This window comes from Janthinobacterium sp. PC23-8, assembly GCF_002250505.1.
In the GTDB taxonomy this organism is placed as follows: Bacteria; Pseudomonadota; Gammaproteobacteria; order Burkholderiales; family Burkholderiaceae_D; genus Janthinobacterium.
Genome location: NZ_NJGY01000005.1, coordinates 301,328 through 313,032, shown reverse-complemented (window position 1 = coordinate 313,032; position 11,705 = coordinate 301,328). Strand labels below are relative to the sequence as shown.

Annotated in this window: 11 protein-coding genes, 2 tRNA genes and 1 pseudogene; 5 read left to right on the top strand and 9 right to left on the bottom strand. The window is 58.1% G+C overall.

The features are described from left to right. Positions 1-665 precede the first annotated feature (665 nt). From CD932_RS28610 to hisC, 3 genes are all read right to left on the bottom strand, one after another. On the bottom strand, positions 666-872 hold the full coding sequence (locus CD932_RS28610; protein WP_141213407.1) for a hypothetical protein: 207 nt from the start codon (positions 870-872) through the stop codon (positions 666-668). Positions 873-947: 75 nt separating this feature from the next. Then, the gene (locus CD932_RS27925; RefSeq protein WP_094446128.1) at positions 948-1,817 is read right to left on the bottom strand and encodes an NAD(P)-dependent oxidoreductase; all 870 of its coding nucleotides are present in this window, start codon (positions 1,815-1,817) and stop codon (positions 948-950) included. Positions 1,818-1,886: 69 nt separating this feature from the next. Then, positions 1,887-2,942 (bottom strand): histidinol-phosphate transaminase, encoded by a 1,056-nt coding sequence (hisC, locus tag CD932_RS27920; protein ID WP_094446127.1) that lies wholly within the window; start codon positions 2,940-2,942, stop codon positions 1,887-1,889. Between the two features lie 144 nt (positions 2,943-3,086). Between hisC and CD932_RS27915 the strand changes: the two genes are divergently transcribed. Beyond that, positions 3,087-3,383, top strand: a complete 297-nt coding sequence (locus tag CD932_RS27915; protein ID WP_094446126.1) for a hypothetical protein — start codon at positions 3,087-3,089, stop codon at positions 3,381-3,383. Between the two features lie 246 nt (positions 3,384-3,629). Here the strand turns inward: CD932_RS27915 and CD932_RS27910 are convergent. From CD932_RS27910 to CD932_RS27890, 5 genes are all read right to left on the bottom strand, one after another. After that, positions 3,630-3,719 (bottom strand) — tRNA-Ser (locus tag CD932_RS27910). A gap of 418 nt (positions 3,720-4,137) precedes the next feature. Then, positions 4,138-4,227, bottom strand: a tRNA-Ser gene (locus tag CD932_RS27905). 87 nt (positions 4,228-4,314) lie between these two features. After that, entirely contained in the window at positions 4,315-5,604 is a 1,290-nt protein-coding gene (gene serS, locus CD932_RS27900; RefSeq protein WP_094446162.1) for a serine--tRNA ligase, read from the bottom strand. Between the two features lie 99 nt (positions 5,605-5,703). Continuing rightward, the gene (locus tag CD932_RS27895) at positions 5,704-5,907 is read right to left on the bottom strand and encodes a hypothetical protein (RefSeq protein WP_094446125.1); all 204 of its coding nucleotides are present in this window, start codon (positions 5,905-5,907) and stop codon (positions 5,704-5,706) included. A 151-nt stretch (positions 5,908-6,058) separates the two neighbouring features. Beyond that, positions 6,059-7,474, bottom strand: coding sequence for a PLP-dependent aminotransferase family protein (locus tag CD932_RS27890; RefSeq protein ID WP_094446124.1), 1,416 nt, complete (start codon positions 7,472-7,474; stop codon positions 6,059-6,061). Between the two features lie 194 nt (positions 7,475-7,668). On the opposite strand from CD932_RS27890, the gene CD932_RS27885 reads away from it, so the two are divergent. Together CD932_RS27885 and CD932_RS27880 are read left to right on the top strand one after the other, a co-directional pair. Continuing rightward, positions 7,669-7,947 carry a DUF2917 domain-containing protein gene (locus tag CD932_RS27885; RefSeq protein WP_176461162.1) on the top strand — a complete coding sequence of 93 codons (279 nt, stop codon included), beginning with the start codon at positions 7,669-7,671 and terminating at the stop codon, positions 7,945-7,947. Beyond that, positions 7,944-8,681: an NAD(P)-dependent oxidoreductase gene (locus CD932_RS27880; protein ID WP_094446122.1), complete on the top strand. Its 738-nt coding sequence runs from the start codon at positions 7,944-7,946 to the stop codon at positions 8,679-8,681. Before CD932_RS27885 ends, CD932_RS27880 begins: the two co-directional genes overlap by 4 nt. A gap of 3 nt (positions 8,682-8,684) precedes the next feature. Here the strand turns inward: CD932_RS27880 and CD932_RS27875 are convergent. Further along, a pseudogene (locus CD932_RS27875) lies at positions 8,685-9,650 on the bottom strand (replication-associated recombination protein A); the annotation flags it as partial. Positions 9,651-9,783: 133 nt separating this feature from the next. Here CD932_RS27875 and CD932_RS27870 point away from each other — a divergent pair. Then, positions 9,784-11,064 (top strand): tyrosine-type recombinase/integrase, encoded by a 1,281-nt coding sequence (locus CD932_RS27870; protein WP_094446121.1) that lies wholly within the window; start codon positions 9,784-9,786, stop codon positions 11,062-11,064. A 151-nt stretch (positions 11,065-11,215) separates the two neighbouring features. Continuing rightward, the gene (locus CD932_RS27865; RefSeq protein WP_094446120.1) at positions 11,216-11,695 is read left to right on the top strand and encodes a hypothetical protein; all 480 of its coding nucleotides are present in this window, start codon (positions 11,216-11,218) and stop codon (positions 11,693-11,695) included. Positions 11,696-11,705 lie beyond the last annotated feature (10 nt).

Below are 11,705 nucleotides of genomic sequence, written 5' to 3'. Positions count from 1 at the left end.
AACTGCGGCGCCACCGGAATCTGCTGCAGCTGGCTGCCGGCGGTCGGTTGCTGGGCATAAGCGCCCTGGATCAGCAGAAGCAAGGTCAGGGGAAGAAGTGTGGAGCGCAAAAGTATCCTCTCGGTCGCGATAAGCAGAGCAAAAATGGCATGGTTTCAAGAAAACAGTTTTTATAGTATTAATGTCGACAAACTGACAATTACTTTTTTTTATTTTTTCTCATCAAGAATATCATCAAGGAAAAATTTTTAAACTAACAAGCTACTGAGGGCTTCTTGAGCTTACACATTTTCCATACAGAATTACTCTCACATAATCACCAAACTGAGCGATGGCCTTTGTTTTTCTGCTTTCTCTGTCGCGTCAAACCGATATGACTTAACAGTTTTCCATTGAAAATATTTTCACAAAATAAATAAATAAAACATCGTATTATTTTGCATTTTTATATTTTATGTATTTGTTTCCTTGTCACAAAAAATATCAATTGCATCATACATTTAACATTTGAAGGGCATCGCATCACAACAAAGTGATATTTGCATTTACATTGTGCCCATGCGAGCACACCTTGGCGACTGCAAGCACTGTCAAAAGAACTGGGCGATCATGTGCCGCCCAGACGACTGTCCGGCGGTCGGAACGAGATTGAAAAAAAACCGATATCATCTTGCCTGAGCTGCCAGGACGCCCTGCAAACGTTGGGGATTTACAACAGGAAAGTGATGATGGCTGGCTCGGGACACGTCATGACGTCGCCGCTGCGCTTTCTGTGGCAAAGGGATATTCCATAGCCACAACATCGCTTGCAACTTCTTGTTACGCAAAGAAGCATCGCGCCAGCCATTGCGGCGCAGCTGCAAAGCCGACATGACGAGCACCTGCCGGAGGAGGTTCTTGCGGATAGCCCCGATATGACGGCAGCGCCGCCATATCGCAAGGAACGCCTACTTCTTGCCCAGGCGCGTGATCAGGCTGGAGGTATCGTAACGGTTGCCGCCGGCCTGCTGCACTTCGCCATAGAACTGGTCGGTCAGCCTGGTCACGGGCAAATCGCTGCCGTTGCGCTGTGCTTCGGCCAGACAGATACCCAGGTCCTTGCGCATCAGGTCGACGGCAAACCCGAAATCGAACTTGCGTTCGATCATGCTCTTGCCGCGGTTTTCCATCTGCCAGGACTGCGCCGCACCCTTGGAAATGACGTCCACCACCAGCGCCGCATCGAGGCCGGCGTTTTCGGCAAAAGCGATGCCTTCGCTGAGCGCCTGCACCAGGCCGGCGATGCAGATCTGGTTGACCATCTTGGTCAGTTGGCCAGAACCCGATGGTCCCATGTAGGTCACGGCGCGGGCGTACAGCGCCATCACGCTTTGCGCGCGCGCATGGGCTGCCTCATCGCCGCCGGCCATCACCGTCAGCTTGCCGTTTTCGGCACCCGCCTGGCCGCCCGAGACGGGCGCATCGAGAAAAAACACGCCGCGCTCTTTTGCCGCAGCATGAATGGTGCGCGCCGCTTCGGCCGATGCCGTCGTATGGTCGATCAGGATACTGCCAGGCGCCATGCCCGAGAGCAAGCCGCCCTCTTCCAGGATCACCTGGTACAGATCGTTATCGTTGCCGATGCAGGTGAAGACAAACTCGGCGCCAACAGCCGCTTCGGCCGGCGTGGCGGCGCTTCTGCCCCGGTGCTGCGCCAGCCAGGCTTGCGCGCGTGCGCGAGTGCGGTTGTACACGGTAACGTCGTGCCCGCCCGCCGCCAGATGGCCCGCCATCGGGAAACCCATCACGCCCAGGCCGATAAATGCCACTTTTGCCATATTCTCCGTCCCCTTTTTATTGATGAATCAAGCCGCCGATTGTGGCACAACTTGAGCGGGTTGAAGCGGTCAGACCAGCGCGCGCAGGGCCTCCAGCAAGGCCGCGCATTCCTGCGGGTTGCCGATGCTGATGCGCAAGTACTGGCTGATGCGCGGCGCCTGGAAATGACGCACGATCACCGAGCGCGCACGCAGGCCGGCCGCCAGTTGCGCCGCGTCATGCTGCGGGTGGCGGGCAAACACGAAGTTGGCCACCGAAGGCAGCACCTCGAAGCCCAGCACCGTCAAGGCATGCGTGAGTTCGCTGCGGCTGTCGATCACCGCCTGGCGCGTCTGCTGGAAATACGCTTCGTCGCGGAACGATGCCACGGCGCCGGCCAGCGCCAAACGATCAAGCGGATAGGAATTGAAACTGTTCTTGACGCGCTCGAGCGCGTCGATCAGGTCCGGGTGGCCGATGGCGAAACCGACGCGCAGGCCGGCCAGCGAACGCGACTTCGACAGCGTCTGCACCACCAGCAAGTTGCGATACTGCCTGACCAGCCGAATCGCGCTCTCGCCGCCGAAATCGACATACGCTTCATCAACCACCACCACCGCACCGGGATGGGCTTGCAGCAGCGCTTCCACGCCGGCGAGCGGCAAATTGACGCCGGTTGGCGCATTCGGGTTGGGGAAGATGATGGCGCCGCATGGGCCCGTGTAGTCTTGCGGGCGGATGCGCATCGTATCGTCGAGTGGCACGGTGCGGTAATCGATGCCGTACAGCTTGCAATAGACCGGGTAGAAACTGTAGCTGATGTCCGGGAACAGCAGCGGCGCGTCGTGCTTGAGCAAGGCCATGAAGGCCAGCGCCAGCACCTCGTCGGAACCATTGCCGACAAACACTTCAGCGCTGGCCACGCCGTGGTAGTCGGCCAAGGTTTGCTTCAGTTCGCTGGCAGTGGGGTCCGGATACAGGCGCAGGCTGTCGGTGGCGGCCTCGCGCAAGGCAGCGATCACCTGCGGCGACGGACCATACGGATTTTCATTGGTATTAAGCTTGACCAGGCCAGGCAGTTTTGGCTGCTCGCCGGGAACATAGGGGGTCAGCTGGCTGACGATGGCACTCCAGAATTGGCTCATTGCTTGTAATTGGGTATCAGGGGATGGGAGGGAGGAACTGTGGCTAGATTACCATAGTGCCGAGCAGGATCATGATGGCGGCTGAGCGGGCGTTCAGGCTCTTGATCACGGCGTGTCATGTGAGCGCTTTGACGGAGGGCAACCATGGACAGCATGCACAGGGCTGCGGAAAGAAGAATCAGTTATGGCTTGCCGGCACAAAGAGCGCGCCGGCGCAAAAGCGATGCCTGGCTTGCGGTAGCAGTCAGCGTGAGCGAACAGATCGTCGCGGAACTGCAGGGCGCCAGCGACCTGCGCGGCGCAGAACGGCAACGCATCATGGCGCTGGAGGAACGGCTGGCCGCCAATTGCCAGGTCATGCACGATACCCTTGGGACACTGTTTGACACCCCGGCAAAAGCGAGGACCATTTATCGCACCATGAGGAGGCTTCTGCCATGAACGAGCAAATCACACCCCTGGAAATCGCCTTGCGCTGGCGCGCTTTGGGCGAACTGCTTCAGAACCTGGAAATCGCCTTGCGCTGGCGCGCTTTGGGCGATTTTAAAACCTCAATGGGCGATTCGGGGAGCCTCGCGCGAGTACGCGCTCGTCTTCGAATCCCACCCGCAAGGCGCGCAGGCGCCTTGCTCCTCGCCGCCTCACAAATAAAAAAAGCTCCCTTGCGGGAGCTTCTTTTATTTGTTCTGGCGGAGAGGGTGGGATTCGAACCCACGGTACGATTTAACGTACGCTTGATTTCGAGTCAAGTACATTCGACCACTCTGCCACCTCTCCAGGTACTGCTTTGCTGTTGCGGTCTGCTCAAACTGCCGGGGCTGTTTGAGCGAGGCGCTATTTTAGCATGGGGGTTTTGGGTTGGGTAGGGGTTTTGCAAAACAATATGGGCGATTCGGGGAACTTGAAAATCGCCTTGCGCTGGCGCACTTTGGGCGATTTTAAACCTCAATGGGCGATTCGGGGAGCCTGAAAATCGCCTTGCGCTGACGCGCTTTGGGCGAGTTGCTTCAGAACCTGTAAATCGCCTTGCGCTGGCGCGCTTTGGGCGATTTTAAAACCTCAATGGGCGATTCGGGGAGCCTCGCGCGAGTACGCGCTCGTCTTCGAATCCCACGCGCACGCCCCGCAGGGGGCGTGCTCTTCTCCGCCGCACAAATAAAAAAAGCTCCCTTGCGGGAGCTTCTTTTATTTGTTCTGGCGGAGAGGGTGGGATTCGAACCCACGGTACGATTTAACGTACGCTTGATTTCGAGTCAAGTACATTCGACCACTCTGCCACCTCTCCAGGTACTGCACTTTACTGCGGTCTTTTCCCCGCATTGCTGCGAGAAGGCAAGATTATAGCAGCCAGCGAAAAAAAGGAAAGGACTTTTTATGCTTTCAGATGGGTCAGGCCGCCCATGTACGGGCGCAGCACTGCCGGGATTTCCACGCTGCCGTCGGCTTGCTGGTAGTTTTCCAGCACCGCCACCAGGGTGCGGCCCACTGCCAGGCCGGAGCCGTTCAGGGTGTGGGCCAGTTCAGGCTTGCCGGCGGGGTTGCGGAAACGCGCTTGCATGCGGCGCGCCTGGAAGGCTTCCGTGTTCGACAGCGACGAAATTTCGCGGTAGGTGTTTTGCGCCGGCAGCCATACTTCCAGGTCGAACGTCTTGGCGGCCGTAAAGCCCATGTCGCCGGTGCACAGCGACATCACGCGGTATGGCAGGCCCAGGCGCTGCAAGATGGTTTCGGCGTGGCCCACCATTTCGTCGAGCACGGCATACGAGGTATCGGGATGGACCACCTGCACCATTTCCACCTTGTCGAACTGATGCTGGCGGATCATGCCGCGCGTGTCGCGCCCGTAGCTGCCCGCTTCCGAACGGAAGCATGGCGTGTGCGCCGTCATCTTCAGGGGCAGCTGGTCCTGCGCCAGGATTTCGTCGCGCACGATATTGGTCAGGGTCACTTCCGAGGTCGGGATCAGGTAGAAAGTCTCGCCCTCGCCTTCGACGCCGCCTTTTTTCACCGAGAACAAATCGGCTTCGAATTTCGGCAACTGGCCCGTGCCGCGCAGGGAATCGGCGTTGACCATATAAGGGGTATAGCATTCCGTGTAGCCATGCTCGTCCACGTGGGTATTGAGCATGAACTGCGCCAGCGCGCGGTGCAGGCGGGCGATGCCGCCTTTCATGACGGAAAAGCGCGAGCCGGTCAATTTGGTCGCCACTTCGAAATCGAGGCCCAGCGCGGCGCCAACATCGACATGGTCTTTCACTTCGAAATCGAAGCTGCGTGGCGTGCCGACCTTGCGCACTTCCACGTTGCCCGATTCATCTTCGCCGACCGGCGCCGATTCGTGCGGCAGGTTCGGTACGGCCATGATGAACTCGCTCAGCTTCGCTTGCACCAGCGCCAGCGCCGTTTCATCGGCTTTCAGTTCGTCACCGAGGCCGGCCACTTGCGCCATCACGGCCGAAGTATCTTCGCCCTTGCCCTTCAACATGCCGATCTGCTTGGACAGCGCATTGCGCTTGCCCTGCGATTCTTCGGTGCGCGTCTGGATCGCCTTGCGTTCGGCTTCAAGGGCGGTAAAACCTGCCACATCGAGCTGGAACTTGCGCGTCGCCAGGCGGGCGGCAACGGTGGCGATGTCTTTACGGAGTAATTGAATATCTATCATGGGGTGCGTGGCGGTGCTGATGTAGGGAAGCACACATTGTACCAAGACCCGTTCGTTTCATTCCGAGTTTTGCGCTGGCCGTTTTGGCGGCCGGCGGCATCAGATGAAAGCGGCTTTTTCGGCAGCGCTCAGGCGGCGGGCGCTGACCGCCACCACAGGGATCGAGGTATTCAATGCTTGAGCCACCACGGCCGAGTCGGCGCTGACACTGACTGCGCGGCTGTCGGCGGTGGCAAAGCTGGAACCGATGGCCAGGACGGCGGCGGCGACAAAGGCGATTTCCATGTTTTTCAGTGCGTTCATGATGTGGCTCCCGGTGGTGTGTGGTGTCGATGAGTGCTGCTGGTATGGTGCTACTTTAGCCAGCGGCCACCGCGAACACCACCGGCTTGCGACCAGCGGCGAAAAACGCGGCGCGAACGGTGAAAAACAAGGATTGAAGCGGCGACAGACGCTACAGCGCGTCCTTGACGAGGCCGCCCAGGCACGTGATGGCCTGTTCGATGCGCGGCGTCCAGGCATTGCCGCAATTGAGGCGCAAGTAATTGCCGAACTTGCCCGAGGCCGAGAACAGCTGGCCCGGCATATACGCCACGCCCTGGGCGATGGCTGTGCCGTGCAGCGCCAGCGCATCGACCTGGGCCGGCATCTCGACCCACAGCACAAAACCGCCCTGCGGCTCGGACAAGCGGCACTCGGGCGGGAAACTTGCCACCACCGCATCGGACATGCGCGCGATGCGCTGCACCAGGGTACGCCGCATCTTGCGCAATTGCTGGTCGTAACTGCTGCCTTCCAGGAAGTCCGCCAGTACGGCCTGGAAAAAATGGCTGGTGGCGCCGCTGGACACGGTTTTCAGCAAGGCCACTTCCTGCGCGAAGCGCCCGGCCAGCACATAACCGACGCGCGAGGCGGGCGTGACCGCCTTGGAAAACGACGAGCACAGCAGCACGTTGCCGCTGGTGTCCCAGGCTTTCACGGGCCAGGGCCGCTGCTGGGCAAAGCACAGGTCGCCATAGACATCGTCTTCCACCAGCGGAATATCAAATTGCGACAGCAAGCCGGCCAGGCGCTGCTTGTTCGCGTCCGGCATCACGCAGCCCAAAGGATTGTTCGCGTTCGGCACGAACAGGCAGGCTTGCGCCAACCCCGCGCGCAAGGCCAGTTCCAGCGCGTCGAGCGACGGCCCCGTCTTCGGATCGGTGGGAATTTCCAGCGCCTTCATGCCCAGGCTTTCGATCATCTGCAGCAGCACGAAGTAGGTGGCCGATTCGATGGCGATGGTGTCGCCCGGCCTGGCAACGGCGCGCAGGCACAGGCTGATCGCCTCGGTGCAGGAATTGGTGACGACGATTTCGCCGGGATCAAGCTTGCCCCAGTCCAGCGCGCGGCGCGTTACCTGGCGCAGGAAGTTACTTTCGCTGCTGTCGTAACAGCTGACCTTGCCGAGCAGCGCCGGTTCGCGCCGCGCCACCGCGCTGATGGTGCGCTGCATGCGCTTGATGGGCAGGATCTCATCGGGCGGCCAGGCCGTGCCCAGTTGCACGATATTCGCCGTTTCGTTGTCCTTCAGCACCCGCATCAGCAGATTGTTGATGCCGACAAAGGCAGGCTCCTTCAGATGCAGGGCCTGCGCGCTGCACGGCCGGCGCGGCGCGCGGTGGCGCACGAAATAGCCGGACTGCGGGCGCGCATCGACCTGGCCGCGGTCTTCCATCAGGCGCAACGCTTGCATCACGGTGCTGATGGACAGACGCTTTTGCTGCGCCAAGTGACGAATCGACGGCAGCCGCTCGCCGGGCGCAAACACGCGCGTGTCGATCAGCGCGCCCAGTTCGTTGGCCAGGTGCTCGTACAGATTGATTTGCATGGACTTCCTTGTGTTCTTCCCCGCGCCAGTATGCGGCGGCAAGACCAGGCCGAGACAGATACAGTTGCCGTATTTTTTGACAAGCACAGTGTAGCGGCCAGCACACTGTATGCATGACAATTTCGATTGAGTGCATCTGTTTCGGTTCACGCCGGGCGCTTAAGCTGTTCCTGTCCGCACAGCAGGAGTACACGATGGCCACCGAACACGACTTACACAGCAACATGCCGTTGCGGCTGGAACACGCCGGCGCTGGCGTCATCGAATGCATCGAAGGCCGCGCCTGGGTCACGGCCTATGCCGAGTTCGCCGACACCGTGCTGCAGGCCGGCCAGCGCTACACGATACCAAACCATGGCCTGGTGCTGGTGGAGGCGGTGGGCAGCGGGCGCATCCGTGTCCATGCGGCGGCGCCACGACGTGCCTGGTGGGCGTTACATATCCCGACATTATTGAGCACAAGGACGACATGACTTCATCTTTACCGCGCGTGCTGGTCACGGGCGCAGCCGGCGTGATCGGTACCGTTTTCTGGCACAGCCGGCACGGCGAATTCTCCCTGCGCCTGGCCGACCTGCACACAGCCAGGCTGGCGCAGGCGCCCTGCCCCGCCATTGCACTCGATGTCAGCGACTACGACGCCTGCCTGGCCGCCTGCACGGACATCGACGTGGTGCTGCACCTGGCCGGCGTGCCGCATGCCGGCGCCGACTTCGATACCCAATTGTTGCAGCCAAATATCGTCGGCACGCACAATATCTTTCGCGCGGCGCAGGCACAAGGCGTGCGGCGCGTGGTGCTGGCCAGCAGCGCGCAAGCGGTGGAAGGCTATCCGCTCGATGTGCAAGTGCAGGAAGCCATGCCGGCGCGGCCTGCCAACATGTACGGCGCCAGCAAGGCGTTTGGCGAGGGCGTGGCGGCGGCGTTTGCACATCAGTACGGCATGACGGCGTTTGCCGTGCGCATCGCCAATGTGGCGCGCTTCGAGCCTGGCCAGCAGCACAGCGCGCGCGATATTGCCGCCTTTGTCAGCGAACGCGACGTGGTGCAGCTGCTGGCACGCTGCATTAGCGCCGAGGTGCCGGCCGGCTACCATGTGGTGCATGGGGTATCGGACAACCGCTACAAACGGCTGGCCATCGACGCGACGCGCAAGCTGGTCGGCTACGCGCCGCAGGATGACGGTTTTATCCTGCTGGGCTTGTAGGCTTCAGCCCTTGCCGGCCTTGCGGTCCAGCTCGCGCAGCCAGGCCAGCTTGTCGGCGATCTTGCTTTCCAGCCCACGCGGCACGGGCTGGTACCAGCCTGGTTCGGCCATGCCGTCCGGAAAATAGGTTTCGCCGGCAGCATACGCGTCGGGCTCGTCATGCGCGTAGCGATAGGCGTGACCGTAGCCCAGTTCCTTCATCAATTTGGTTGGCGCATTGCGCAGGTGCACCGGCACTTCCTTCGATTTGTCTTTCTTGACGAAGGCCATGGCCGTGTTAAACGCGTTGTAGCCGGCATTGCTCTTGGCGGCAATCGCCAGGTAGATCACTGCCTGCCCCAGCGCCAGCTCGCCTTCGGGCGAACCCAGGCGTTCATAGGTTTCGGCCGCGTCGTTGACCATGGTCAGCGCACGCGGGTCGGCCAGGCCGATATCTTCCCAGGCCATGCGCACGATGCGGCGCGACAGATAGCGCGGGTCGGCGCCGCCGTCGATCATGCGGCAGAACCAGTACAGGGCCGCGTCCGGGTTCGAGCCGCGCACGGACTTGTGCAGGGCCGAAATCTGGTCATAGAAATTGTCGCCGCCCTTGTCGAAGCGGCGCGAATTGAGGGTCAGGGCATTGTCGACAAACGCCGCGTCGATGTTCGTCGTGCCGGTCGAGCTGGCGGCCGTGTCGGCCTGTTCCAGCAAATTGAGGAAACGGCGCGCGTCGCCGTCGGCATAGCCGATCAGCGTATCGACGGCGGTGTCTTCGAACACCAGGTGCGACAAGGCCGTCGTTTGTGCCTTGGCCAGCAACTGTTTCAGCTCGTCTTCCGTCAGCGATTTGAGTACATACACTTGCGCACGCGACAGCAGCGCCGAGTTCACTTCGAAGCTGGGGTTTTCGGTGGTGGCGCCGATAAACGTCACCAGGCCCGATTCCACGAAGGGCAGCAAGGCGTCCTGCTGCGACTTGTTGAAGCGCGATACACTTATTTGGACTCGTTAAAAATCAATGAGTTACATCTCCAATAGACCGTGATATTGCACAAAACCTAGGTTTTCATGCACAATTAAATGCACCACGGAAAATGATTGTGCGAATAGGGAGTTCAACATGTCGGTGTACCCGATCAAATACAAGGTTTTGAACAAGGAAACTGGCCGCAAAGTCAGTGTCACACGCTGGCGAGTCCAGATTCGCAAAGGCGGTGAAAACATCTCCAAGCTCTTTGAGGACGAGGCCGTTGCGCGGTCCTGGGAAACTCAGGAACTTCACCGTATCAACACTGGGGTTCCTCAAAACCTCATTTTTGACATGAAGTACCAACTTGAGATGCCTGACATGCGACGGCTTCTGAGGGACTACTTCGAACAATACATGAGCAAGCACGCCGCCTCTTCACTCAAGAGCAACCATAACCGTTGCCTTCAGGCGATTCCAGCTATTCCAGTGTACATCAACGACCTTGGGGCGAAGCTTGATAATTATCGCTACAAGAATACGATTGTCGATGCCATGCTGGGCCGAACTTACGACAAAGACTTCATTGAGTTCGGCAGCTTCAAAATCGACACTGTCAACTTCTGGCTGCTCATTGCCTACATGGACTCAAGAAGAAAGGCAGGAATCAAGGATAACACCATTCTTCGTGAAATCTCCACGATCAGTTCGGCGTTTGAAAAGGTCTATAAGCTCTATCCTGAACAGTTCCCAAACGGCTTGATGAACCCAGTGAAGATGCTTCCAAAAGGCGAAAAGCCCAAGCCCTTTCTTGGACGAAAACGGGTTCTGTCCGATGATGAGGCAGTACAGATTGCTGAGTGGCTGAAGCTCAAAGCCAACCAAGAGCCCTACTACCTCTTCATTTCCTGCCTTGAGTCTGGCGCACGAAAAAGCGAAGTGCTCAATGCTCAATGGGAAAACGTGAATTTAGATCTTTGGTCCATCCACTTGCCAAAAACCAAGAATGGTAAACCAAGGGACATCATGATCCCCGACGACGACGAATTCAGGCAATGGCTGAAATCTAATCGCATTGCCAGAGGTCCCATCTTCAAACTGACACCCTGGAATTTCCGTCAATACTGGGTTGATGCGCTGAAAGCGCTTGGTCTTTATGACGATGCCGCGACACGGCTTCATTTTCATGACACACGAAGGACAGCCCTGACCAAGCTCATTCGTCAAAAACGACTGAACAACTTCCAGATTGCCAAGGAGATGGGAGTGTCACCTCAAACGGTTGAAACCACAATCCAAGCAATGCCTGATCGCCTGGCTGCCCTGTTTGCCAAGTTGCGATCCGGTCAGGCACTGTCTGAAGACGAAATCATGATGTTGGCCGGTCATAGCTCTTCAACAATGACCAATGTGTACTATGGCGACAGAAACTGACTCTTAAAATATAAATTATTAGAAAATAAGAAGAAGATAGTTGACGCATCTGCTTCTTGATCATAAAGTACATCTATTAACAATCATTGTAAAAACTTGTTGAAAAAACCTTCAAGAATCTACAGTCCTTACCTTTTTACTGGAGAAATTCATGGCAGAAGCAAAAAAACTCTCGTTGGCTGACATCCTTGCAAAACGCAAAGAATTTGAAGAAATGGTAGCCGCTCAGTTGCAATCCGAACGCCCTGCTGCTCTGGCAAGTGTCCTGGAGCAAATCGAGCTGTTTAACTTCACTGCTTCTGAACTCGGTCTTCACGCCGCGCCTGTCGCACGTGCTTCTACAGCCAACGCATCAAACAAAGCCGCTGGTACTCGCGTCATGACTAAGCCGCTTAAATCCACCAAGGGCGAAGAGACTGGTGTGTGGCTGGCCCACCCTCCGAAGTTCCTGGAAGCTGAAGGTGCTTTTGCAAGTTACAAGGCTGGTAAGTCTGTTGATGCATGGCTGGTCACTCCTGCCGACAAAAAGGCCAAAATCAACTTCTTGAAGAAGCTGGCAAGCCGTGAAGGCAAGGTTCCTAACAAGGACCAGATGGGTGAAATTACTGAAGCTGAATTCAAAGCAGTCTAAGGTTAATAGC